The sequence below is a fragment of the Oceaniovalibus guishaninsula JLT2003 genome (genome assembly GCF_000299575.1).
GTDB classification, from domain to species: Bacteria; Pseudomonadota; Alphaproteobacteria; order Rhodobacterales; family Rhodobacteraceae; genus Palleronia; species Palleronia guishaninsula.
Genome location: NZ_AMGO01000021.1, coordinates 342973 through 366148 on the forward strand (window position 1 = coordinate 342973; position 23176 = coordinate 366148).

Consider the following 23176-nt stretch of genomic DNA (forward strand, 5'->3'; position numbering starts at 1 on the left):
GGGGCGCGTCACAGGACGTAGCGGCTCATGTCGGTGGACCGGCTGAGTTCGCCCAGATGCGTCTCGACAAAGGCGGCGTCCACGGTGACGGACTGGCCGCCCTTGTCGGGCGCGTCGAAGGACAGATCCTCGAACACACGCTCCATCACCGTATAAAGGCGGCGGGCGCCGATATTCTCGACCGACGTGTTCACCTCGGCGGCGATGCGCGCCAGGGCGGCGATGCCGTCCTCGGTGAAGGCGACCTCGACCTGTTCAGTGCCCATCAGCGCCGCATATTGGCGGGTCAGGGCATTCTCCGTCTCGGTCAGGATGCGGACGAAATCGGCTTCTGTCAGGGCGCGCAACTCGACCCGGATGGGCAGGCGGCCCTGCAATTCGGGCAGCAGGTCGCTGGGCTTGGCGACGTGGAACGCGCCCGACGCGATGAACAGGATATGGTCGGTCCTGACAGGGCCGTGCTTGGTGGCGACAGTCGTGCCTTCGATCAGCGGCAGCAGGTCGCGCTGCACGCCTTCGCGGCTGACCTCGCCGCCGCGGGCATCCTGGCGGCCGCAGACCTTGTCGATCTCGTCCAGAAAGACGATGCCGTTCTGCTCGACCGCCTCCAGCGCGGCCTTGGTCACGATTTCATCGTCCAACAGCTTGTCGGCTTCCTCGCCCAGCAGCAGGTCATAGCTTTCGGCGACGGTGATGCGCTTGCGCACGGTGCGGCCCTTGAACGCCTTACCGAAGATGTCGCCCAGATTCATCGCGCCCATCTGGCCGGGCTGCATGCCGGGCAGTTCCATCCCGCCCAAGGGGTTCGAGGTATCAGCGACCTCAAGTTCGATCACGGTATCGTCCAGCTCGCCCGAATGCAGCTTGCGGCGGAACATCTCGCGCGTCTGGCTGCGGGCGTTTTCGCCGGCAATGGCCTGCAACACGCGTTCTTCGGCGTTTTCCTGCGCGCGGGCCTTCACGTCCTCGCGCATGTGTTCGCGAGTCATGGTGATCGCCTGTTCGACCAGATCGCGGACGATCTGTTCCACGTCCCGGCCGACATAGCCGACTTCGGTGAACTTCGTCGCCTCGACCTTGAGGAACGGCGCGCGGGCCAGCTTGGCCAGACGGCGGCTGATCTCGGTCTTGCCGACGCCAGTGGGGCCGATCATCAGGATGTTCTTCGGATAAACCTCGTCCTGCATGGCGGGATCGAGCTGCTTGCGCCGCCAGCGGTTGCGCAGCGCCACGGCGACGGCACGCTTGGCGTCCTTCTGGCCGATGATGAAACGGTCGAGTTCGGAGACGATCTCGCGCGGGGTCAGGTCGGTCATGGCGGACTTTCGGTTCGGATAGGGCAAAATGCGGTGCGCGGCGGATCAGCCGATCGTCTCGACCGTCAGGTTGCCGTTGGTGTAGACGCAGATGTCGGCGGCGATGGACATGGCACGGCGGGCCACGGTTTCGGCGTCGAGATCGGTGTCGATTAGGGCGCGCGCGGCGGCCAAGGCATAGTTGCCGCCCGATCCGATGGCCGCGACGTCATGTTCGGGTTCCAGCACGTCGCCCGCGCCGGTGACGACGAAAAGCCCGGTGCCGTCGGTGACGATCAGCATCGCCTCGAGCTTTTGCAGATACTTGTCGGTGCGCCAGTCTTTCGCCAGTTCGACGCAGGCGCGCATCAACTGGCCCGGCGTCGCCTCCAGCTTGGCCTCCAGCCGTTCCAGCAGCGCGAAGGCGTCGGCCGTCGATCCGGCGAAGCCCGCCACGATGTCGTGACCGCCGGGCGACAGACGGCGGACCTTGCGCGCCGTGCCCTTCATCACCGTCTGGCCCATGCTGACCTGACCGTCGCCCGCGATCACCACGCGGCCACCCTTGCGGATGCCCACGATGGTGGTTCCGTGCCAGCCGGGAAAATCCTGTGACATGCGGCGCGCCGATCAGATCGCTTCGCGGATCCAGCTGTCGAGCGACGCCTTGGGCGCGGCACCGACCTTGTTCGACACGACTTCGCCGTCCTTGAAAAGAAACAGGGCGGGAATGCCGCGCACGCCCAGCCTGGCGGGGCTTTCGGGATTGTCGTCCACGTTGACCTTGACGATCTTCACCCGGCCTTCGTATTCGGCGGACAGTTCTTCCAGCGCGGGGCCGATCTGCTTGCAGGGGCCGCACCATTCGGCCCAGAAATCGACGACGACGGGCAAGTCGGACTGGCGGACCTCGGCATCGAAGGTGGCATCGGTTACGGCTTGGGTGGCCATGGTCTTCTCCTGAATGGGTGCGGCGTTGTCGGGCTGACCTATGCAGACCCCCCCGGTGCGTCAAGGTCGCGCCATCGGTCCAGCGCAGCCAGCACCACGTCATGTGGCAGAGGCATGAGGCTGGCCGTCCGCGTCCACAGCAGCGCCACGTCCACGCGGCGGTCGGGATAGATCTGGCGCAGGGCGACCAGATACGCGCCCATCTGGCGCAGCAGGCCCTCGGGCACTTCGGCCGGCGTCGCGGGAACGACGGCGTTCGATTTGTAGTCGATGGCCAGCACCGCGCCGTCGCGCAGGATCAGGCGGTCGACAATGCCCGATAGCGGCCGGTCGCCCAGCCGCGCGACCAGTTCGACCTCGGCCAGGGCGGGTTCGCCCAGCAGGTCGCGCAGGGCGGGGGCCGCCAGCACACCGCGCGCCTCGTCCAGAAGCGCCGTGATTTCGGGGGCGGTCAGGGGCGGGTCGGCGACAAGCAGGCGGGGGGCGAGACCGGGCCAGTCGGCGGGACGGTCGGGCGGCAGGTGTTCCAGCAGCGCATGGATCAACGTGCCACGCCGCTTGGCATCCGCCGCATCCAGCGCCGCGGGCCCGCGCAGCGCCTTCTCGCCGCCCAGATCCGACGGGGTGATCGTGCGCGGCGGCTCGGTCGCGGGCGGGGCGGGCCGGCGGATCCAGTCGGGCAGGGCCGATGGTGCATCCGTGGCGGCGGCGACCTGCACGGCGCAGCCCTTGTCCCAATCGCCCACGGCAAAGCGGCGGCCGGGGCCGGTGGGCGTGTCGATGGCGTCGGTATCCAGCGCGTCCAGCGCCGCCGCGACCTGACCGTACCAGAGGTTAGGCGCATCCTTGTCGTCGCCCGCGCCGCAGACGATCAGCCACGTTTCGGCCCGCGTCATCGCGACATAAAGAAGGCGATCGCGTTCCTCGGCGGCGGCCTGTTCCTGCGCCGCGACCGAAGCGCCCAGCACCGGATGCCGCTGCGCCTTGGCCACCTTCCACAGCGGCGGGGCATCGGCCGCGACGACGATCTGACCGGACGATTCGCGGGGCTTCTTCATCGTTTCGGGCAGAATGACGATGGGCGCCTCCAACCCCTTGGCGCCATGCACGGTCATCACCCGGATGCGCGATCCGCGTCCTTCGGCCTGGCGTTTGGCCTCGACATCGGCGGCGTCGAACCACGCCAGGAACCCCGTAAGGCTGGGAATGTCGGCGCGTTCATAGGCCATCGCCTGGGTGAGCAATTCGTCGATGCCATCCTCGGCCTCGTCGCCCAACCGCGCCAGAAGGGCGGAGCGCCCGCCATGCCGCAGCAGGATCCGCTCGATCAGGTCGTAGGGGCGCAGATAGTCGGCATTGCGACGAAGATCGTCCAGCATGGCGCGGGTGTCGGGGCGCATCGGGGACCGGCGGAGGGCCTGCCACAGGAACGCGCCTTGCGGGCGGTTCGCGGCCAGGGTGAAAAGCTCGCCCTCGGTCCAGCCGCAGAGCGGCGAGCGCAGGGCGGTGGCCAGCGACAGGTCGTCCTCGGGCGTTGCGAGAAAGGCCAGCAGCGCGCGGATATCGCGCACGGCGCGCTCGGCCTGAAGTTTCAGCCGGTCGGACCCGGCGATGTTCAGCCCCTCGGCCTTGCAGGCCAGGATGATCTGGCGAAAGATCTGGCGGCGCGACCGCACGAGGATCAGGAAATCGCCTTCGGTGACGGGCCGCCTGGTGCCGTCGGGCAGCGGGATCGTCGCGCCGCCGTCGATCGCCTGCCGGATGCCCTGCGCCACCGCGCGGCCAAGGCGCACCGACGCATCGACGGGCGACATGACATCCACCGGATCGTCGAAGGCCGGCGGTTCGGGCGCGGCTTCGGGCCGGACCAGCGGCCACAGATCGACGCGACCGGGCAGCGCGGTGTGAAAGGCGATATGCCGCGCGGCGGTCCCCATGCCGGGCGTGTCGGCGAACACACGGTCCACGACGGAAAGGATGGCCTCGGACGAGCGGAACGAATGCAGCAGATCGTGCGATACCAGCGGCGAGACGGGTTTCAGCCGCCGGGCGAACCTGTCGCGCCGCAGCTCGAACCCGGTCGGATCGGCGCCCTGAAACGAGTAGATCGACTGCTTGCGGTCGCCCACGACGAACAGCGTGCGTTCCCCCGCACGGCGCACGCCGTGGCCTGCGGCGAATTCCTGCGCCAGCGCCTCGATCACCTCCCATTGGGCGGGGCTGGTATCCTGCGCCTCGTCCACGAGGATATGATCGATGCCGCCGTCCAGCCGGAACAGGACCCATGCGGCGACCTGCGGATCGGTCAGCAGATCGCGCGCCTTGAGGATCAGGTCGTCGAAATCCAGCCAGCCGCGCGCCGCCTTGCCACGCTCGTAAACCGGCAGGAAGGCAGCGGCGAAACGGTGCAGCGCCAGCGTCCGGTCCAGCGCCAGAAGCCCCAGACGCAGGTCGCGCGCGTCCTGCACGGCCAGCATCAGATCGTTCAGCGCGTCCAGATCGTCGCCGAGCATGGCCTGGACGGCCTTGGTGGGCACCGCGCCGATCTTGGCGGAGAAGGGTTGCTTGGCGCCGTCGCCGGTCAGAAGGCAATCCTCCAGCACCTCCAGATGGGCGACCGTGAAGGGGGGCACGATCGCCGCAAGGCGCGGGGCCAGCTTGGCGTCGGTCTTGCCGCCCGATGCCGCCATGATTGCGGCGATGCGCGGCAGAAGGTCGGCGTCCATCCCGTCGAACACACGGGCCGGCACGGCGTCCATACCGATTCCCGGCGGGAGGCTCAGCAGGGCGCGCAAGGCGGTTTCGTCGGGAATTGCGCGGAAATCGTCGCGGCGGTCGGCGATTTCCTTTCCCATCAGGTCCAGCGTGTCGCCGGTGAAATGACGCGCCAGATCGTCGAGCGGCGCCGGTTCGTCCAAAGCCAGACGTTCCATGCATTCGGCCCGCAGCAGGGCGGCGGCGCGGTCGTCCATTTCGGTGAATTGGGGTGTGACGCCGGCCTCCAGCGGGAAGCGGCGCAGCAGGACCGCGCAGAAGGAATGGATCGTCTGGATGCGCAGGCCGCCCGGCGTCTCGATCGCGCGGGCGAAAAGGCGCCGCGCCGCGGCAAGACGGTCGGCGTCCAGCGGTCCGTCCACCCCCAGCGCGGTCAGGCGTTCGGCCAGATCCGCATCGTCCGCCATAGACCATTCGCCCAGCCGCCGGAACAGGCGGTTCTGCATCTCGCTGGCGGCGGCCTTGGTATAGGTCAGGCACAGGATGTTCTGCGGCGACGTGCCGTCCAGCAGCAGACGCGCCACGCGGTCGGTCAGCACGCGGGTCTTGCCCGATCCCGCATTCGCCGAAAGCCAGGTCGAGGCGCGCGGATCGGCAGCCGCGATCTGGCGCAGCGTCGCATCGTCCTGCGGCAGCGGGCGGGGGCGGTTCATGGCACGTCCTGGGCGAATGGCGCATCGCTGTCGGACCATTCGCCGAACCGCGACAGATCGTCGTAATCGCCGGCATAGGCGACGTTCTTCGGTGCCCGCCGCGCCATGTAGCCCTGCGCGCCGTCGCGGTAGGCGTTCAGCAGCTCGCAAAGTTCCGTCAGCACCCGTTCGGGCCAATAGACCCCGTCGCGCCAGGAAATCCGCACGACCTTGGGCGACGTGCCGACGCCGATATAGGCCAGTTCGGATACCCGCCCTGCCGGCAGGCCGTCGAACGCGCCCGCCTCGGCCATCAATCCTTCCAGCAGCAACTGTCGGGCGAAATGCTGCACTTCCTTGTCCGAAGGCGGTGCCGACGTTTTGTAGTCATAGATCGCCAGTGTCGCGTCGTCGCGCAGGTCGATCCGATCGGCCTTGCCCGTAAGCGTGACGCCGGTGCCGGGCACGGGCCATTCGCCCGACCGTTCGATCGCGTGGGGGGCGGCATTGCGGCGGCGGTTCAGTTCGGTGGCCAGAAAGAACGGCACGGTGCGTTCGAGGCGCGCGCGCCAGACCCGGCGGGCGGCGGGCCAAGCGACCTGCGCCTGCAACACGTCGTCGGCGATGCCGATCAGCAGCGATGCGGCGGCGGGGTCATCGGGGGCGACGCCGTCCTTGACGAACCGCTCGAATATCTCGTGGACCACGGTGCCGCGAAGGGCCGCCCCCGGATCCTGCCGCAGCGGGTCGAGCGGGCGCAGCCGCAGCACGTGGCGCGCATAGACGGCATAGGGGTCGCGGCGCAGCCTTTCGATGTCGGTGATCGACAGCCGCGTCGGCCTGCTGGCGACGGGGGGGCGGGGCGCGGGCCGCGGGGCCGGGGGCAGGCGATGCGGCACGGATTCGATCCTTCGGGCCATACTCAGCCATTGCTCACCCCGCGACCGCATGGCCGCCAGCGCCTCGGGACCGTTGCGCGCGGGCAGGCCCGATATGAGGTTCGTCAGCCGGTTCAGCCAGCGCGACATGACGGTTTCGGCTTCCGCGTCGCGTCGCGCGCGGCTGAAGATGACGCGGGGCGCGGCGGCGGCCTGCTGGAAGTCGTGGGCCGACAGGCCGATGCGCCGTTCGGGCAAAAGCAGCCCCGCGGCCCGCCGCATCGCGCGGTTCAGCCACGGATCGGGGGCGGGCGCTTCGGGCCAGACGCCTTCGTTCAGACCGGCGAGGATCACCAGATCGGCGCCCTGCACCCGCGCCTCGAGCGTGCCCCAGATGGCGATATCGGGGCGCGGGCGGACCGGATCGCGCACCTCGACCCCTTGAAGCAGGGTGTCGATCAGCGCGGCATAGGCGGCGGGCGTGTGATCGCCGCCCGCATCGGCGGCGGCGCGAAGGTCGGTCATCGTCTCGGCTGCCCTGATGCCGGCCGCCTCCAGCCACAATTCGCCGCTGCCCGCGGCACCGCAGCCGGCTGCCAGCGTTTCGGTCAGCGCGATATGGCGTTCCACCCAGTCGGGAAGGCTGCGCGGACGGGGATCGGCCAGGGTGTCCATCGCCCCGGCCAGCCACGCGATCCAGCCGGCCAGCTGCGGATCCGGGTCGGGTTGCCAGTCAGCCAGCGTGGCGGGGCGCAGAAAGGCCGGCCCGCGACGCCGCAGCCAGAGTTCCAGGTCGCGCGTATGGCGCAGGTGTTCGCCCCGTTCGGCGCCGGTATGCGTCAGCGGATGCTTGAGCAGGACCAGCAGATCCTCGGATGTCAGATCGCGGCCGGCGGCATGGGCGACATGGCGCAGCAGGCGGCCCGGCGCGGATTGAGCCAGCGGCCGCCCGGCGCTGTCGTCCGGCTCGATTTCCCAGCGGTCCAATGCGGCGGTCACGCGGCGGGTAAGGTCGCGGTCGGGCGTGACCAACGCGGCGGTGCGGCCTTCCTCGGCGGCGTGGCGCAGCGCCAACGCGATGGCCAGCGCCTCGGTCCGGGCATCGGGCGCTTCCATCAGGCTCAGGCCTGCGGTGCAATCGGTCAGATCCGGCAGACCGGCCCCCTCGGACCGCCACTGGTCGGTGACGGGCGCAGGACGCAGAGCGAGCGAGATCAGTCGGTTGCGACGCGGCCGCGGGTCTGTCGGCGTCCAGCGGCCGATTCCTTCGGGCGCAATGCCGAGACGGCGCATCAGCGCGGCATAGCGGTATTGCGGATGGTCCTCGGCGGTGGTGTCGTCCAGTGTCGCCCAGATGGATGGCGGCAGGCAGAAATCGTATCCCGGCAGGATCAGCGCGCCCTGCGGCAGATCGGCGACGGCCTGCATCAGCAGCGACGTGGCGCCGCGCGATCCGGTCGAACCCGCAACGATGACCGGATGGCGGGGCGGATCGGCACGCCAGCGCATGGCCAGACGTTCGATCGCCCGGCGCTGGCGCGCTTCGGGATCGGGCGGCGCGTCGGGGTCCAGATAGCGCCCGACGAGGCGGATGAAGCGCAGGCTGCGGTCCCAATGCCCCGAGAGGTCGCTGACATCGAGATCGGCCAGCGCCTCCAGCGGCACGCCTTCGCCCTGCATCTCGTCCAGGATCGCGGCCAGGCTGTCCGCCAGATCCTGCACGGCCGCGCGCGGCGCAAGGCCCGGATCGGCCTCGACCAGCGCCGAGACGAGCTGTGCCAGTTCCAGCCGCCGCCGCAGGGGCGAGACGGGGGGTGCAATGTCGGCGGCCGGATCGGACGCGATGTCCGTCACCAGCCGCAGGCGCGGCAGCAGACGCGGCGGCCCGGCGGCGAAAAGCTCGCGGATCCGTCGCTGCATCCGGCGGGTATTCACGAAGATCTCGACCCGCGCCCAGTCGTCCGGGGCGTCGGTCAGCCGGTCCGCCAGCCCGGCGATCAGGTCTGCCGGAAAGTCGGCGCCCGGCGGCAGGCCATAGACATGCGGATCGCCCGGATTCAGCATGGCGCAAGCGACTTGAGACGCGCTGCCCATCCGTCATTCGCGGATGACAGGACAAGGCGACGGCCCTCGCCGTCCTGCGCCAGCGTGACATGCAGCGCGTCGCGCGGTGCGGCGTCGCCCAGACGGTCGGGCCATTCGATCAGGCACAGCGCCGTGTCCCAAAGATCGTCCAGCGCCAGTTCGGTCGCTTCGCCCGGCCCCGCCAGGCGGTAAAGATCGGCGTGGACGATATGCAGCGCGCCTGCCTGATATTCCTGCACCAGCGTATAGGTCGGCGACGGAACGTCCTCGGGGGTGCCGTGCGCCGCTTGCAGGGTCTGGATGATCGCGCGGGCGAGCTGTGTTTTCCCGGCGCCCAGCGATCCGGTCAGCAGCAGCGCGTCCCCGCCGCGCAGCAAGGGGGCCAGCCGTTCGGCAAAGGCATCCGTTGCCGCCGCGTCGGGCAAGGCGAGGTCGAGCAGGGGCAGGGGGGCGGGGCAATGACGCGGCATCGCCGCAATCTGGCCCCGCCGCCCCGCCACCGCAAGCCCGTCACGCCTTCAGCCGCTCGGCAATGGCCGTCTGACGCTGGGGCGGAACGATCGTGCGGCGCTTGCGCGCGGTCAGCAGTTCGAAGCGCACCATCGTCGCCCCGCCCGCAAGCGGCAGGAAGTGGCACTTCATCCCCCGCCCGTCCAGCAGCCGCGCGGTTCCGGACCAATCCGCCCGCTCGGCCCCGTAACCGAGAAACCGGGCCGCATCCTGCCACAGCGGCGAAGGCGCGGTCGCCCCGGTCCAGGCGGCGACGGCATCCGCGGCGCGGACGGGTTGGTCGCCCTGCGGGTTTGTGTCGGGCCACAGCGCGTCATAGGCGGCGTTCGTCATGCATTGCAGTCCCGTAGCGTCGAACACGGCGATGGCGTCGTCCAGCCGGTCGAGCACGGACTGGCCCATGTCGATCCTGGCGCGGAAGTCGCGGGTCAGGCCGATGCCGGCGCTGACATCCTCGATCAGAAGGGCGACGGCGCCGTCGGGCTGGGGCCGTCCGGTGACGCGGAAGGTGCGCGAGGACGGAAGGTGCCACAATTCGGAATAGGTGCCGTTCTTGGCGTCGCGTTCCAGATCGGCGATCTGCCGGCGCCACGCGGCATAATCGCGCGGCTCGGGCATCATCGACCGGGCGCGCAGCGCGTCGAGGAAGCTGGCCAGCGTCGGCTGGCCCAGCAGCGTGGCGATGGGCAGCGTCGTCAGATCCCCCAGGGCGGGGTTGAACATCGCCAGCCGGCCCTTCCGGTTGAAGACGGCCAGGCCGATGGACAGGTCCGCGAAGGTGCGCGACAGGGTCTGCACGAAATCGCGCAATGTGGTTTCGGCCGAAACGATGGCGTCGGCCTGCATTGCCGAGACGAGAAGGCCGTCCTTCTGTTCCGTGACATGGCATTCGTACCAGCCGTCCTGACCCGCCGCATCGCCAGGAAGACGCACCCGGTGCAGCCCGTCCTTTTCGCGCGCGGCGGCGATGTCGAACAGGGCAGGGGGCGGCCAGGTGCCGGGGGTGCCGCGTCCGCTGGCGGCGACGACGTCCAGATAGGCCCGATTGGCCCAGACGATCTGTCCGCCCGCGTCCTGCTTCCAGACGATGAACGGCATCGTCGCGGCGGTGTCGCGCAGCGTCTGCAACTCGGCCAGAAGGCTGGCATGGCTGCACCCGTCCAGCGTGACGGACCGCCGTTCGGCATCGCAAAGCGTCAGCCGCAGGCGCGTTCCCTGCGGCTCGATCCGCAGCGATCCGGTACCGTCGGTCGAGATCAGATCGCCTGCGACCCCCGCCTTCGCCCGGATCAGGGCGGCGGAGAAGCCCGGAAAATCGCGGGCAAGCGCGCGTTCGGCCTGTTGCAGATCGTTCGCGGCGGGTTCTTCCGTTTCCAGCCCGGCAAGCCATGCCCGGCCGCGTTCGGTGGCGTCGATCACCGCGTCGTCCTCGATCAGGATGGCGGTCGTCGCCGGTTCGGCGGCCATTCCCGACCGGTCGCCGGCAAGACGGCGGCGATGGGTTCCAAGGGCGGCCGTCAGGGCCGCGGCGAAGAGTGCGGCGGCGCAGAGCCCCGCCAGCCAGATCATGTCGTTCACGTCACCTGTCCCGAGGTCGTTCAACCCGCTCAGGTTGCAAAGCGAATCTTAAGGTAAGATTAACCGCTATCGGCCCGTGGCTTCACGGCAACATCGGGCGGTTCTCGCCCAGCGGACGCCCTGCCTCGGCACCTTCGGTCAGGCGGTCGCGCGGCCAGGCGACGGTGACGATGGCGCCGGGGGTGCCGATGGCCTGGCCGCCCGGCGCCTGGTCGGGACCGTTGGCGAACCGCACCTCGGCCCCGGTCCTTTCCAGCAGCGTCTTGGCGATGAACAGGCCCAGACCCATGCCCTGATAATGCGGGCGGCGCGGCTTTTCCCCGGCTTCGCGGCGGCGGCGCAGGAACGGATCGCCTAGACGCGGCAGAAGTTCGGGCGGATAGCCCGGCCCGTCATCCGAGATCCGCAAGGTGACCGCGGCGTCGGACCAGGTGATGTCGATCCACACGGTCGTGGCGGCATAGTCCACCGCGTTCTGGATCAGGTTGCGGATGCCGTGGATGATTTCCGGCCTGCGCAGGATCACCGGCTGGGGCGTGTCGCTGCCGGGCGACGGAGACAGGTCGTAAAGGACGGACTTGCCACGCGCGATGTGGGGTTCGGCGGCTTCCTCGACCACGGAGGCGACGGGCGCGGTGCGCAGGTGCAGATCCTCCTTGCCGGCGCGACCCATCGACCGCAGGATCAGGCGGCAGCGTTCGGCCTGTTCGCGGATCAGGCGCGCATCCTCGTGCAGCACCGGATCGTCGCGCAATTCGTCCAGCATCTCGCCCGAGACAAGCGCGATGGTGGCCAGCGGCGTTCCCAGCTCGTGCGCGGCGGCGGCCACCACGCCGCCCAGATCGGTCAGCTTCTGTTCGCGGGCCAGCGCCATCTGCGTTGCGGCCAGCGCCTCGGACATGGCGGCGGCCTCGGCCGTGACCCGGCCTGCATAGGCGGTCTGGAACACGATCCCCAGCACCAGCGCGACCCAGAAGCCCAGAAGAAACATGTCGGGCAGAACCAGGATCTGCCCCTGGATCGTCGTCAGGTTCACATGCCAGACCCCCAGCACCGTCACCAGCACCACGGCAAGCGCGCCCAGCAGGACCGTGCCGCGCAGCCGCAGCGTCGTCGCGCCGATCGTCACCTGCGTCAGCATCAGCACCGCGAACGGGTTGTGCAGACCGCCCGACAGCGCCAGCAGAACGCTGAGCTGCACCATGTCGAAGGTCAGCAGCCAGGCCAGCTCCAACTCGGTCAGGCGCTTGTTCTCGGGATAAAGGAAGGTCGCCGACAGGTTCGACACGATCGCCGCGCAGACGGTCAGGTAAAGGGCCGCCGAATGCAGTTGCAGGTCCAGCGCCACCGGCGCCACCGCGATGACGACGAGCTGTCCGGCAATCGCGATCCAGCGCAGGATGACGATGGTGCGCAGCCGCACCCAGCTCGACCGCGACGCGTGGGCGAACAAGGCGCCGTCGTCGGCAAGGGTCTGGCGGGTCTGGGTCATCGGGGCTAGTTGTAGGGTGGCGCCGCCCCCGCGATCAATGCCGGGCGGCAGGACGAAAGGACGCAAGCCATGAGACGCGCAACGCTTCTGGTCACGGTCGCCGCGGTTGCCGCGGCGGGGCTGCTGGCGGGCACATGGTATTCCACGACGCGCGCAACCGATGTCTTCGCCGATTGCCGCAGCGCCAGCGTGGCGGGCGGCACCGGCGCCATCGGCGGGCCGTTCACGCTGGTCGATCAGGACGGGCGCACCGTGACACAGGACGATGTCTTCACCCGGCCATCGCTGGTCTATTTCGGCTATACCTACTGTCCCGATGTCTGCCCGCTGGATGCGGCGCGCAATGCCGAGGCGGTCGATCTGCTGACGGAACGGGGTTACGACGTGCAGCCGGTCTTCATCACCATCGACCCCGAACGCGACACGCCCGAGGTGCTGAAGGCGTTTGCCGGCTACATGCACCCCGACATGATCGGCCTGACCGGCACGCCCGATCAGGTGCGCGCGGCCTCGCAGGCCTACAAGACGTATTATTCCAGGCGCGAAACCGACGACCCGGACAATTACCTGATGGATCACTCGGTCTTCACCTATCTGGTGCTGCCCGAACACGGTTTCGTCGATTTCTTCCGGGGCGCGCCCAGCTATGGCGGCGAAGGGGTCGAGGCCGACGAGGTGGCCCAACGCACCGCCTGTTATCTGGACGCCGCCTGACGCGGCTGCGCTGGAAGTCCTCCGGCACCCGGCTATGTCCTGAAGCCTGAGAGGGAGGTAGGGACGATGCCCGATACCGTTGCCGCGAAACTGGGGCCCGACAAGACCTTGCTGCTGGTGGACGACGACGAGTCCTTCGTCCGGCGTCTGGCCCGCGCGATGGAAAAACGCGGCTTCGACGTCCAGACGGCCGAGACGGTGGCGGATGGAAGGGCCATGGCGATGGCCCGCCCCCCCGCCTATGCGGTGGTCGATCTGCGGCTGGGCGACGGCAACGGGCTGGACGTGGTGGAAGCCATCCGCGAACGGCGCGACGACAGCCGCGTCGTCGTGCTGACCGGATACGGGGCCATCGCCACGGCCGTCGCCGCGGTCAAGATCGGCGCGACCGATTATCTGTCCAAGCCCGCCGACGCGAACGACATCACCGCCGCCCTGCTGACCGAGGGCGAGGACCTGCCGCCGCCGCCCGAAAACCCGATGTCGGCCGACCGCGTGCGCTGGGAACATATCCACCGCATCTACGAACAATGCGACCGCAACGTCAGCGAAACGGCCCGCCGGCTGAACATGCACCGCCGCACCTTGCAGCGGATCCTGGCCAAGCGGTCGCCCCGCTAGAGCGTCGCCAGCAGATCGGCATGACGCGCGGTATAGGCCGCGCGAACCTCCAGCGGCGGGCGCAGAACGATGTCGAGGCCGTCGATCACCGCCGGGTCGGGCGCGCCGAAAAAGCGCGTCGCCTCGGTATCCGTGAACCCCGCGATGCGCACCGCTTCCAGCCAGGCCGAGATGCGGTCTGCGCGCTTGATTTCGCGCTTGACGGTGGCGGGCAGGACGGCGGGCAGCCCGAAGCGCAGATGGATCGCCGCCGACAGCCGGTCGTCGAGCGCGCCGTAGGCCGGCCCTATGGCGGCCTTCACGGGCGAAATCATGTCGCCGATGACGTATTCCGGCGCATCGTGCAGCAGGGCGGCCAGACGCCAGCGCGGCTGCGGCGACCGGGCGAGCCGGGCGAAGATCGTTTCGACAAGCAGCGAATGTTCGGCGACGGAATAGGCGTAATCGCCGCGCGTCTGCCCGTTCCAGCGCGCGACGAAAGCAAGCCCGTGGGCGATATCCTCGACCTCGACATCGAGCGGCGCGGGATCCAGCAGGTCGAGCCTGCGTCCCGACAGCATCCGTTGCCAGGCGCGGGGGGGTCTTGGGGGCATGGACGTCTCCGGGGTGGGGCGGTGCAGGGCATAGGCCGGGACGCGGGCGATTTCCACCGCCGGAATGCCGTGCGCCATGCGCGCAGTTGTTCGCGTTGGCGAACGCTGCTAGGGCGCGCCGAGGATTAGCGAAGGGCCCCGGAAATGTCGCACGACCATATCGTCAAGGATATCGCGCTGGCCGCCTATGGCCGCAAGGAACTGGACATCGCCGAGACCGAGATGCCTGGGCTGATGGCCCTGCGGGCGGAATACGGCGAGGCGCAGCCGCTGAAGGGTGCGCGCATCGCGGGCAGCCTGCACATGACCATCCAGACCGGCGTGCTGATCGAGACGCTGGTGGCGCTTGGCGCCGAAGTGCGCTGGGCGTCGTGCAACATCTTCTCGACCCAGGACCACGCCGCCGCGGCCATCGCCGAGCGTGGCATCCCCGTCTTCGCCATCAAGGGCGAAACGCTGGAGGAATACTGGGACTATGCCGACCGGATCTTCGACTTCGGCGACGATTCCGCGAACCTGATCCTCGACGACGGCGGCGATGCCACGCTTTACATCCTGCTGGGCGCGCGGGTCGAGGCGGGCGAGGACGACCTGATCGCCGTGCCCAAATCCGAGGAGGAGGAGGCGCTGTTCGCGCAGATCCGCAAGCGGTTGAAGGCCAGCCCCGGCTGGTTCGCCCGCCAGCGCGACGCCATCAAGGGTGTGAGCGAAGAGACGACGACCGGCGTGCATCGGCTTTACGAATTGAAGAAGCAGGGACGTCTGCCCTTCCCCGCGATCAACGTGAACGACAGCGTCACCAAGTCCAAGTTCGACAACAAGTATGGCTGCCGCGAAAGCCTGGTGGACGGCATCCGGCGCGCCACCGACACGATGATGGCCGGCAAGGTCGCGCTGGTTTGCGGCTATGGCGACGTGGGCAAGGGCAGTGCCGCGTCGTTGCGTGGCGCCGGCGCGCGCGTGAAGGTGACGGAAGTGGACCCGATCTGCGCGCTTCAGGCGGCGATGGACGGATTTGAGGTGGTGCTGCTGGAGGATGTGGTGGCGTCCGCCGACATCTTCATCACCACGACGGGCAACCGCGACGTCATCCGCATCGAGCATATGCGCGAGATGAAGGACATGGCCATCGTCGGCAATATCGGCCATTTCGACAACGAGATTCAGGTCGCCAACCTGCGCAACCACAAATGGACGAACATCAAGGAACAGGTGGACATGATCGAGATGCCTTCGGGCAATCGCATCATCCTGCTGTCCGAAGGGCGTCTTCTGAACCTCGGCAACGCCACCGGCCATCCGTCCTTCGTGATGTCGGCGTCGTTCACCAATCAGGTTCTTGCGCAGATCGAGCTTTGGGTGCGTGGCAACGAATACGACAGCGACGTCTATATCCTGCCCAAGCATCTGGACGAAAAGGTCGCGCGCCTGCATCTGGACCGGATCGGCGTGCGCCTGACCAAGCTCGACCCGGAACAGGCCGCCTATATCGGCGTGTCGCCCGACGGCCCGTTCAAGCCGGAACACTATCGCTACTAGACGGAACGTCCGTTACCTTCGCGGCATGAACCCGCGAAGGAGGACCGCATCATGGGACGACGCGACGAGCTGATCGAGAAATATGCCGAGGATCTGCGCACCAAGTGCGACATGGATCCCGACATGGACCTTCTGCGCAAGGTGACGATCGGCTGCGGCCCGACGATCTATAACCGCGACAGTTCCACCATCTCGCAGGGCGACACGGACGAGCTGAAAACGATCCGCGACAACTTCCTGATCAAGAAGCTGGGCCTGCCCGACGACGAGCATCTGATGGGCGGCATCCAGTCTGTCCTGACGACCTATGGCCGCGAGAACCGGCAGAAATATCGTGCGGTTGTGTATTACCTGCTGGTCAAGCATTTCGGCAAGGAAGACGTCTATGCCTGACGCGTGGCGGTGCTGAGCGGGCTGAGGCAAAGGCAGCCCGACCTTTACGGGCTGCTGACGACCCTGACGATGGGTCTCGTCGCGTTTTTGATCGTCCTTGCCTCGGGCCGGGGGATGCCGATGGCGGGTGTCGCCTTGGCCGCGGGGCTGTGGCTGGGCGACAGCACCTTGCGGCTGGAAACGGCGGCGATCTATCCCGACGTGCTGCCGCGCCTGAAGAAGGCCGTCTGGGGCATCGGGAACGCGCTGTCGTTTCTAGCGGTTCTGGTCATCGTCCTTGCCGGGCCGGTCACACAGCGATCCGATCTGATCGCGCCGCTGATCGTCATGCCAGTCTATGGCGCACTGATGGCCTTCGTCGTCAGGCCGCGCGGCGCGAAGGCGGAACCGTTCTACGATCCCGCGCCCGCGCTCTGGCCCGGCAGATGGGCGCGCTGGACGGGGCCCGGTCAGATCCTGCTGATGATCCTGCCGCCGCTGATCTTCCTCTGGCCGGTCGTGGTCGACGGGACGCCCAGACGAACGGCATTCGTTCTGTTCGGTCTCTGCCTGGGGCTGAGCGCCGTGCTGCCCCTACATGCCGCGCTGCCCCGCCGGCGGCGCGGGGCAGACCGCGTCTGGCGGGTCGTTCGTGGCGGTCTCGTCGTCGGGGCGGTCGTCTGGCTGGTGCTGGCCTTCGCCCAAGGGCATGCAGGCTAGACGCCCGCAAGGTCCAGCACGACGGTCCATTCCTCGGGTTCGACCGGCTGGACGGACAGGCGCGGCAGACGCACCAGCGCCATCCCGGCCAGACGGCCATCCGCCTTGCACGCGGCCAGCGTCACGGGCCGGGGCAGCGGCGCTTCGGCGCTGACGGTCACGCAATCCCATCGGCCGGTGTCATCCGTCGGATCGGGATGAGCAGGCGCGATCACACGGACGATGCCGACGATGGCCCGCTCGGTCTGGGAATGATAGAAGAACGCCAAGTCGTCCACGGCCATCTCGCGCAGCATGCGGCGGGCCTGATGGTTGCGAACGCCGGTCCAATCCTCGCCCTTGGCACCGCGCGCGACCTGATCGGCCCACGACCAGTCGGACGGTTCGGATTTCAACAGCCAAAGCTTCATACCTTCGCCCCCCGCTTGCCCGATCCGATGCGCGGGGCCTGCGTCGCGTCCAGCGGCCAGCGCGGGCGCGCCGTCAGGCCGGGGTCGTCGCGATGGCCAAGGCGAAACCGCTCGATCCCCGCCCATGCGATCATCGCGGCATTGTCGGTGCAAAGCGCCAAAGGCGGCGCCGAGAACGGCAATCCCGCCTCGTCGGCGACCCGGACCAGCGCCGCGCGGATGGGGCCGTTCGCCGCCACGCCGCCCGCCACGGCGAAGGCGCCGGCCCCGGCGTCGCGCGCCAGCGCGATGGCCCGACGCGACTTTTCGGCCAGAACGTCGCAGATTGCTGCCTGAAAGCCGGCGCACAGATCCGCCCTGTCCTGCCGGGCAAGCGCGCCGTCCCGCATCAAGGCGTCGCGTTCGCGCAACACCGCCGTCTTGAGGCCCGAAAACGACAGATCGCATCCGGGCCGATTCAGCAGCGGGCGCGGCAGCGCGAAACGCCCCGGATCGCCGCTCCGCGCCTCGGCCTCGACCGATGGGCCGCCCGGCTGGGCAAGGCCGAGGATCCGGGCGGTCTTGTCGAACGCCTCGCCCGGCGCGTCGTCGATGGTTGTGCCCAGGCGCATGAAATCGTCGGCCCCGCGCACCAGCAGGAACTGGCAATGGCCGCCCGAGACCAGCAGCATCAGATAGGGAAAACCGAGGCCGTCGGTCAGCCTCGGGGTCAGCGCGTGACCGGCCAGATGGTTGACCCCCAGCAGCGGCAGGCCGGCCGCGGTGGCCAGGCCCCGCGCGAACATCACGCCCGCCAATACCCCGCCGATCAGCCCCGGCCCGGCGGTGACGGCGACAGCGTCGCAATCGGCAAGCCGCAATCCGGCATCGGCCAGCGCGGTTTCGGTGCAGAGATCCAGCTTTTCGACATGGGCGCGCGCCGCGATCTCGGGGACGACGCCGCCGAACCGCGCATGCAGGTCGGTCTGGCTGGAAACCACGTTCGACAGGATTTGCGCACACTCTTCCGGCCCCAAGCGCACGATGGCCGCGGCGGTATCGTCGCAGCTGCTTTCCAGTCCAAGGATGGTCAATGTATCGGGCATGGGCATCGGGTTGCGGCAAGGGTTCGGCGGGCGTAGCAAAGCGCGAACGCCCCGACAATGGCAGGCGCGCGATGACCCGAACCCCGTCCCTGTTGCTGACACGGCCCTTTGCGGCGTCGCGCCGCACCGCCCACGACCTGCGCCGCGCCGGACTGACGGTGCCGATCCTCTTTTCGCCGGCTTTGCGGATCGTGCCGCTTGCGGGCGACATTCCCGCGCGGGGGACGCTGATCTTCACCTCCGAAGCGGGCGTTGCCGCCGCCGCCGCGCGGGCCGACCTGCGCGGAAGGCGGGCCGTCGCGGTCGGCGACTGGACGGCCGCCGCCGCCCGATCCGCGGGAATGACGTGCCTTTCCGCTTCGGGCGACGCGACCGCCCTGAGCGCGCTTCTGCTGTCCCTTCCGCGCGAACCGGAACCGTTCGTCAGGATCCGGGGCCGTCACGCGGCGGGCGATCTAGCGGGGCAACTGAAGCGCGCCGGCATCGCCGTGATCGAGACGACGCTTTACGACCAGCGCCCCTGTCCGCCCACCGATGCCGCCCGGCGCGCGGCAGATACCGGCCGGACGGTCCTGCCGCTCTATTCGCCGCGCAGCGCCGCCATCGTCGGGTCGTGGTGGCCGCATGGTGCGCATGACCTGCATGTCGTCGCGATGAGCGATGCGGTCGCCGTCGCGTGGGGAGCCACCGTCGCCGCCGTCGCCCCGCATCCCGACGCCGCGGCCATGAACGATGCGATCCTCGCGGTTGCCGGCGCACTGGACTTGCGATGAAGGGGAACGATAAGGTTCGTGCGGACCTGTTCTTTCGGCGGTTGGACGCCGGACGACCGGAAGGGGAATGATAGAGTGGCAAAACCGACGCAGACCGGCACCGGCAGGGCGGGCGATCCCGCGACCGATCCCAACGTCGAGGACGCGGAACTTGCGCCGACCGATCCGGCAACCGTTCCCGAACCTGTCGAGCCGGAGAATGCCGGGACGGATCGCACCGCGCCCGTGGCCGACGATGCCGCGCGCTACGACACGACGGGCGAGGGCACCGCGTCGGCGGCTGCCGATCCCGGCACACCGTCCGATCCGCCCCCCGAGGATACCGGTGCCGGTGCCCCCGCAGCCGGAACCGCGCCTCCCCCGCGTGGCCCCGGCTTTTTCGTCCTGCTGCTGGGCGGTCTGGTCGCGGGCGGGATCGGCTATCTTGCGGCGGCGTATTTCACGCCGCAGGACGACGATGCCGCGGTGATCGCACGCCTCGACGCGGTCGAGGCGCAGCTTTCCGCCCCTGCCGACCCCGACGACACGCCGGAACGGCTGGCCGCGTCCGAAACCGGCATCGGCACCCTGCAATCCCGTGTCGATGCCATCGAGGAAGCGCTCGCCGCCGCCCCCGACAGCGATGCCGCCACCGCCGATGGCGATACGACGGCGATCGACACGCTACGCGCCGATCTTGACGGGCTGACCCGGCAGCTCGGCGATCTGTCGAACCGGCTGGACAGCAGCGTTTCGGATGCTACCGACCGTCTGGCGGCGCTCGGCGACGATCTGAACGGCCTGACGACCCGGATCGACGATCTGGAAAGCGGCCTGTCCGATCTGCGCGATCAGGTGCAGGAGAACGCCGCCGGCCCGACCGAGGACGATATCGAGGCGTTGAAGACCCAGTTGAGCGATCTGTCGGCGCAGTTCGACGAGCAGGTCGAGGCGCAGAAGGCCGCCATCGCCGAGGCGCAGCAGGCGGCCACCGCGGAAACGCGGCGCGTCTCGGCTGCCGCCGCGATGTCGCGCATCCAGTCGGCGGTCGAGAACGGTCGCCCGTTCCTCGAATCCATCGCCGCCTTTCAGGAAGCGTCGGACATCGTCGTGCCGCAGCCGTTGATGGCCACGGCATCGGACGGCGTCGCGTCGCTGACGGAGTTGCAGCGGTCCTTCGACGATGCCGCGCGCGACGCGCTGGAAGTGTCCTTGTCGGAAACGGCCGGAGACGGGGTCGGCAATCGCCTGACGGCGTTCCTGCGCGCGCAGACGCAGGCGCGGTCGCTCGACGAACGCGCGGGGGCCGATCCCGATGCCGTCCTGTCGCGGGCCGCCGCCCGTGTGGCCGAGGGCGACCTGCCCGCGGCCCTGGACGAGATCGCGAACCTGCCGCCCGGCGGTCAGCAGGCGATGGCGGAATGGACCCGCAGGGCCCAGGCCCGTGTTGACGCGCGGGCTGCGGCGGACCAGCTGTCCGCCGCGCTGAACAGCAACTGAAGGACGTTTCATGCTCTGGTCCCTCCTGAAGATCGTCCTTTTCATCGTCGCGGTGGCGCTTCTAGCGGTGCTCGCGCAATGGCTGATGGCCGCCGACGGCGCGCTTCGCGTGTCGTTCGCCAACATGGAATTCACGCTCGGCCCGTTGCAGGCGACCATCGCGCTGCTGCTGCTGCTGCTGACGGGCTGGATCGTGTTCAAACTGATCGGCCTGCTTTTCGCGTTCATCCGCTTCCTCAACGGCGACGACACGGCCATTTCGCGGTATTTCTCCCGCAACCGGGAACGCAAGGGCTATCAGGCGCTGGCCGACGGCATGCTGGCGCTCGCCTCGGGCGAGGGGCGCGAGGCGATGGCACGGGCCGACCGGGCCGAGAAGTATCTGGGCCGACCCGAGCTAACGAACCTGATCACCGCCCAGGCGGCCGAGATGATCGGCGACCGCAAGCGTGCCGAGGATGTCTACAAGCGCCTGCTGGCCGACGACCGGACCCGGTTCGTCGGCGTGCGCGGCCTGTTGAAGCAGAAGCTCGACCAGGGCGATACCCAGACCGCGCTGCGGCTGGCGGAAAAGGCCTTCGCTCTCAAGCCGCGCCATCCGGAAACGCAGGATATCCTGCTGCGGCTTCAGGCCGGACAGGAAGACTGGCGGGGCGCGCGCCGCACGCTGGGGGCCAAGCTGAAATACGGCCAGCTTCCCCGTGACGTTCACAAGCGGCGCGATGCCGTGCTTGCATTGAGTGAAGCGAAGGACATCCTCGACGAAGGCAAGAGCGTGGAGGCGCGGATGGCCGCGATCGAGGCGAACCGCCTGTCGCCCGATCTGATCCCGGCCGCCGTGATGGCGGCCCGCGGCTATGCCGAGAACAACCAGCAACGCTATGCCGTCCGCGTCCTGCGCAAAGCATGGGAGGTTCAGCCCCATCCCGATCTGGCCGCGGCCTATGCCGACCTGGAGCCGGACGAGACACCGCAGCAGCGGATCAAGCGTTTCGCCAAGCTCACCCGGCTCAAGCCCGACCACCCCGAGACGAAGATGCTTCTGGCCGAGCTGTACATCGCGGCCGAGGACTTTCCCGCCGCGCGCCGCGCTTTGGGCGATCTGGCCACCACCGCGCCGACGGCCCGGTCGGTCACGATCATGGCGGCCATCGAACGGGGCGAAGGGGCCGACGACGCCGTCGTGCGCGGCTGGCTGACCCGTGCGCTGAATGTGCCGCGCGGTCCGCAATGGGTATGCGACAATTGCCACACGGTGCATGGCGCCTGGGGCCCGATCTGCGGCAATTGCGGCGCTTTCGATACGCTGGCCTGGACGGAACCGCAGAACGACACGCTGGCCCTGCCGGTCGAATCGGGGATGCTTCCCCTGCTGGTGGGCCGCGTCGAAACCGCCCCGGTCGAAGTCGAGCCGTTGCAAACCCGCGATCCTGTCGTCACGCCGACCGACGGTGCGGACAACATGCCGGAAACGGTAGCGGCGACCCGGCCCGAACCGCAACCTGCGCCGGACCTCGAAGGCGACGATCTGCCCCCGCGCGACGGGCCCGATCTGGTCATGCCCAAGGACGCGCAGACGCCCGGCGCGGACAGGAACGGCGCAAGACCGCCCAAATAGACCTTTCCCCCCTGCGCGATCCTTGCTAGGAACCGCGCCGGAACGGGGCCGCTGTAGCTCAGCTGGTAGAGCACGTCATTCGTAATGATGGGGTCGGGGGTTCGAGTCCCTTCAGCGGCACCACTTTCCACTTGGGCCGGCCCGCCGCGCCGCGAAAACAATCCCGCCTATTTTAACCGTTAGGTCATCCTTCACCGCGCCATGCTAGATCGGCTGTCGGGGGAAGTGAGGCTGCCATGACGACGCGTTCCAACGCGCCGGTTATCATCAAGCGCAAGAAGGTCATCGCTGGCGGCGGCCATCACGGCGGCGCGTGGAAGGTGGCCTATGCCGACTTCGTGACGGCGATGATGGCCTTCTTCATGCTGATGTGGCTGCTGAATGCGACCACCGAAACCCAGCGCAAGGGCATTGCCGACTATTTCAGCCCCTCGATCCCCGTGGCGCGCGTGTCGGGTGGCGGGGACGGTGCGCTGTCGGGCCACACTGCCTTTGCCGAAATCAAGGCCGCGCATGCCGGCAGGATCGGTGAAAAACAGGTTCCCGACCCCGGCGTTTCCGGCGACGACGCCCTGGCGGACATCGAAGATCGGCTGAAGGCAATGTCGGGCGAAAGCATGGCTGCCGACGATCTGCTGCGCCACATCGTCACCCGCGTCACCGACGAGGGGCTGATCGTCACGCTGATGTCGCTGCCGGACGAGCCGCTGTTCGACGGCCGCACCGTCGAGCCGACGCAGTTGCTGAAGGATCTGGTCGATGTCGTCGGTCAGGTCTTCGCCATGGCGCGGAACGGCCTGGCTGTCGAAGGCCATCTGCGGGCCGCGCCGGTGGTGCTGCGCGACAACCCCGTCTGGGACATCTCTGTCGCGCGGGCCGGGGCCGTGCGCGACCTGATCACCGAACGGGACGTCAGCGAATCGCGGATCGTCCGCATGACCGGGCATGGCGACCGCATGCCTTGGCAGGACGACCCGATGGACATGCGCAACGACCGGATCGAGCTGATCCTTCTACGGACGCCCGACACGTCCCGAATCCGTTAGTCTCACGTTA

At 68.7% G+C, this 23176-nt stretch carries 20 protein-coding genes and 1 tRNA gene; 10 read left to right on the forward strand and 11 right to left on the reverse strand.

All coding sequences use genetic code 11. The annotated features are described in order from the left end of the window. Positions 1-8 precede the first annotated feature (8 nt). The 8 genes from hslU to regB all read right to left on the reverse strand — a co-directional run bounded on the left by hslU (position 9) and on the right by regB (position 12196). A complete protein-coding gene (gene hslU / locus OCGS_RS07680) occupies positions 9-1316 on the reverse strand; it encodes an ATP-dependent protease ATPase subunit HslU (protein ID WP_007426675.1) in 1308 nt (435 codons plus the stop codon). A gap of 45 nt (positions 1317-1361) precedes the next feature. Next, a complete protein-coding gene (gene hslV, locus OCGS_RS07685) occupies positions 1362-1913 on the reverse strand; it encodes an ATP-dependent protease subunit HslV (RefSeq protein WP_040610672.1) in 552 nt (183 codons plus the stop codon). A 12-nt stretch (positions 1914-1925) separates the two neighbouring features. After that, the gene (trxA, locus tag OCGS_RS07690; protein ID WP_007426677.1) at positions 1926-2246 is read right to left on the reverse strand and encodes a thioredoxin; all 321 of its coding nucleotides are present in this window, start codon (positions 2244-2246) and stop codon (positions 1926-1928) included. A 38-nt stretch (positions 2247-2284) separates the two neighbouring features. Continuing rightward, positions 2285-5674 carry a double-strand break repair helicase AddA gene (gene addA / locus OCGS_RS07695; protein ID WP_007426678.1) on the reverse strand — a complete coding sequence of 1130 codons (3390 nt, stop codon included), beginning with the start codon at positions 5672-5674 and terminating at the stop codon, positions 2285-2287. Then, entirely contained in the window at positions 5671-8595 is a 2925-nt protein-coding gene (gene addB / locus OCGS_RS07700) for a double-strand break repair protein AddB (RefSeq protein WP_040610673.1), read from the reverse strand. Before addB ends, addA begins: the two co-directional genes overlap by 4 nt. Next, on the reverse strand, positions 8589-9086 hold the full coding sequence (gene tsaE / locus OCGS_RS07705; protein WP_040610760.1) for a tRNA (adenosine(37)-N6)-threonylcarbamoyltransferase complex ATPase subunit type 1 TsaE: 498 nt from the start codon (positions 9084-9086) through the stop codon (positions 8589-8591). The genes addB and tsaE overlap by 7 nt, the downstream gene beginning before the upstream one ends. Positions 9087-9126: 40 nt before the next feature. Then, positions 9127-10695, reverse strand: coding sequence for a PAS-domain containing protein (locus tag OCGS_RS07710; RefSeq protein ID WP_238538238.1), 1569 nt, complete (start codon positions 10693-10695; stop codon positions 9127-9129). 91 nt (positions 10696-10786) lie between these two features. Beyond that, positions 10787-12196 (reverse strand): sensor histidine kinase RegB, encoded by a 1410-nt coding sequence (gene regB / locus OCGS_RS07715; protein WP_007426682.1) that lies wholly within the window; start codon positions 12194-12196, stop codon positions 10787-10789. A gap of 69 nt (positions 12197-12265) precedes the next feature. Between regB and OCGS_RS07720 the strand changes: the two genes are divergently transcribed. Continuing rightward, complete coding sequence (locus OCGS_RS07720) at positions 12266-12910, forward strand: SCO family protein (RefSeq protein WP_007426683.1); 645 nt, start codon at positions 12266-12268, stop codon at positions 12908-12910. A 66-nt stretch (positions 12911-12976) separates the two neighbouring features. Then, positions 12977-13531, forward strand: a complete 555-nt coding sequence (locus OCGS_RS07725) for an ActR/PrrA/RegA family redox response regulator transcription factor (RefSeq protein WP_007426684.1) — start codon at positions 12977-12979, stop codon at positions 13529-13531. Here OCGS_RS07725 and OCGS_RS07730 read toward each other — a convergent pair. After that, positions 13528-14124 (reverse strand): HD domain-containing protein, encoded by a 597-nt coding sequence (locus OCGS_RS07730; protein ID WP_040610763.1) that lies wholly within the window; start codon positions 14122-14124, stop codon positions 13528-13530. The genes OCGS_RS07725 and OCGS_RS07730 overlap by 4 nt on opposite strands. Positions 14125-14268: 144 nt before the next feature. On the opposite strand from OCGS_RS07730, the gene ahcY reads away from it, so the two are divergent. From ahcY to OCGS_RS07745, 3 genes are read left to right on the forward strand one after another with little or no spacing between them, the layout of a single operon-like run. Next, entirely contained in the window at positions 14269-15663 is a 1395-nt protein-coding gene (ahcY, locus tag OCGS_RS07735) for an adenosylhomocysteinase (RefSeq protein WP_007426686.1), read from the forward strand. Positions 15664-15714: 51 nt separating this feature from the next. Further along, a complete protein-coding gene (locus OCGS_RS07740) occupies positions 15715-16056 on the forward strand; it encodes a DUF2853 family protein (RefSeq protein ID WP_007426687.1) in 342 nt (113 codons plus the stop codon). A gap of 3 nt (positions 16057-16059) precedes the next feature. Continuing rightward, entirely contained in the window at positions 16060-16755 is a 696-nt protein-coding gene (locus OCGS_RS07745; protein WP_007426688.1) for a hypothetical protein, read from the forward strand. Here OCGS_RS07745 and OCGS_RS07750 read toward each other — a convergent pair. Both OCGS_RS07750 and tsaD read right to left on the reverse strand, forming a co-directional pair. Then, positions 16752-17165, reverse strand: coding sequence for an EVE domain-containing protein (locus OCGS_RS07750; protein ID WP_007426689.1), 414 nt, complete (start codon positions 17163-17165; stop codon positions 16752-16754). The two genes, OCGS_RS07745 and OCGS_RS07750, sit on opposite strands and share 4 nt — an antisense overlap. After that, the gene (gene tsaD, locus OCGS_RS07755) at positions 17162-18250 is read right to left on the reverse strand and encodes a tRNA (adenosine(37)-N6)-threonylcarbamoyltransferase complex transferase subunit TsaD (RefSeq protein ID WP_007426690.1); all 1089 of its coding nucleotides are present in this window, start codon (positions 18248-18250) and stop codon (positions 17162-17164) included. The genes OCGS_RS07750 and tsaD overlap by 4 nt, the downstream gene beginning before the upstream one ends. A gap of 71 nt (positions 18251-18321) precedes the next feature. Between tsaD and OCGS_RS07760 the strand changes: the two genes are divergently transcribed. From OCGS_RS07760 to OCGS_RS07780, 5 genes are all read left to right on the forward strand, one after another. Then, a complete protein-coding gene (locus OCGS_RS07760; protein WP_040610674.1) occupies positions 18322-19023 on the forward strand; it encodes a uroporphyrinogen-III synthase in 702 nt (233 codons plus the stop codon). Between the two features lie 75 nt (positions 19024-19098). Next, the gene (locus tag OCGS_RS14555) at positions 19099-20502 is read left to right on the forward strand and encodes a COG4223 family protein (RefSeq protein WP_007426692.1); all 1404 of its coding nucleotides are present in this window, start codon (positions 19099-19101) and stop codon (positions 20500-20502) included. A 10-nt stretch (positions 20503-20512) separates the two neighbouring features. Continuing rightward, on the forward strand, positions 20513-22120 hold the full coding sequence (locus OCGS_RS07770; protein WP_007426693.1) for a heme biosynthesis protein HemY: 1608 nt from the start codon (positions 20513-20515) through the stop codon (positions 22118-22120). A gap of 47 nt (positions 22121-22167) precedes the next feature. Further along, a tRNA-Thr gene (locus OCGS_RS07775) sits at positions 22168-22243 on the forward strand. A 113-nt stretch (positions 22244-22356) separates the two neighbouring features. Next, complete coding sequence (locus tag OCGS_RS07780; RefSeq protein WP_007426694.1) at positions 22357-23166, forward strand: flagellar motor protein MotB; 810 nt, start codon at positions 22357-22359, stop codon at positions 23164-23166. The last annotated feature ends 10 nt before the right edge of the window (positions 23167-23176 follow it).

Bases quoted from the DNA above. Each gene is read 5' to 3' on its own strand.
- hslU (WP_007426675.1), bottom strand. From the start codon at position 1,316: ATGACCGACCTGACCCCGCGCGAGATCGTCTCCGAACTCGACCGTTTC.
- hslV (WP_040610672.1), bottom strand. From the start codon at position 1,913: ATGTCACAGGATTTTCCCGGCTGGCACGGAACCACCATCGTGGGCATC.
- trxA (WP_007426677.1), bottom strand. From the start codon at position 2,246: ATGGCCACCCAAGCCGTAACCGATGCCACCTTCGATGCCGAGGTCCGC.
- addA (WP_007426678.1), bottom strand. From the start codon at position 5,674: ATGAACCGCCCCCGCCCGCTGCCGCAGGACGATGCGACGCTGCGCCAG.
- addB (WP_040610673.1), bottom strand. From the start codon at position 8,595: ATGCTGAATCCGGGCGATCCGCATGTCTATGGCCTGCCGCCGGGCGCC.
- tsaE (WP_040610760.1), bottom strand. From the start codon at position 9,086: ATGCCGCGTCATTGCCCCGCCCCCCTGCCCCTGCTCGACCTCGCCTTG.
- OCGS_RS07710 (WP_238538238.1), bottom strand. From the start codon at position 10,695: ATGATCTGGCTGGCGGGGCTCTGCGCCGCCGCACTCTTCGCCGCGGCC.
- regB (WP_007426682.1), bottom strand. From the start codon at position 12,196: ATGACCCAGACCCGCCAGACCCTTGCCGACGACGGCGCCTTGTTCGCC.
- OCGS_RS07720 (WP_007426683.1), top strand. From the start codon at position 12,266: ATGAGACGCGCAACGCTTCTGGTCACGGTCGCCGCGGTTGCCGCGGCG.
- OCGS_RS07725 (WP_007426684.1), top strand. From the start codon at position 12,977: ATGCCCGATACCGTTGCCGCGAAACTGGGGCCCGACAAGACCTTGCTG.
- OCGS_RS07730 (WP_040610763.1), bottom strand. From the start codon at position 14,124: ATGCCCCCAAGACCCCCCCGCGCCTGGCAACGGATGCTGTCGGGACGC.
- ahcY (WP_007426686.1), top strand. From the start codon at position 14,269: ATGTCGCACGACCATATCGTCAAGGATATCGCGCTGGCCGCCTATGGC.
- OCGS_RS07740 (WP_007426687.1), top strand. From the start codon at position 15,715: ATGGGACGACGCGACGAGCTGATCGAGAAATATGCCGAGGATCTGCGC.
- OCGS_RS07750 (WP_007426689.1), bottom strand. From the start codon at position 17,165: ATGAAGCTTTGGCTGTTGAAATCCGAACCGTCCGACTGGTCGTGGGCC.
- tsaD (WP_007426690.1), bottom strand. From the start codon at position 18,250: ATGCCCGATACATTGACCATCCTTGGACTGGAAAGCAGCTGCGACGAT.
- OCGS_RS07760 (WP_040610674.1), top strand. From the start codon at position 18,322: ATGACCCGAACCCCGTCCCTGTTGCTGACACGGCCCTTTGCGGCGTCG.
- OCGS_RS07770 (WP_007426693.1), top strand. From the start codon at position 20,513: ATGCTCTGGTCCCTCCTGAAGATCGTCCTTTTCATCGTCGCGGTGGCG.
- OCGS_RS07780 (WP_007426694.1), top strand. From the start codon at position 22,357: ATGACGACGCGTTCCAACGCGCCGGTTATCATCAAGCGCAAGAAGGTC.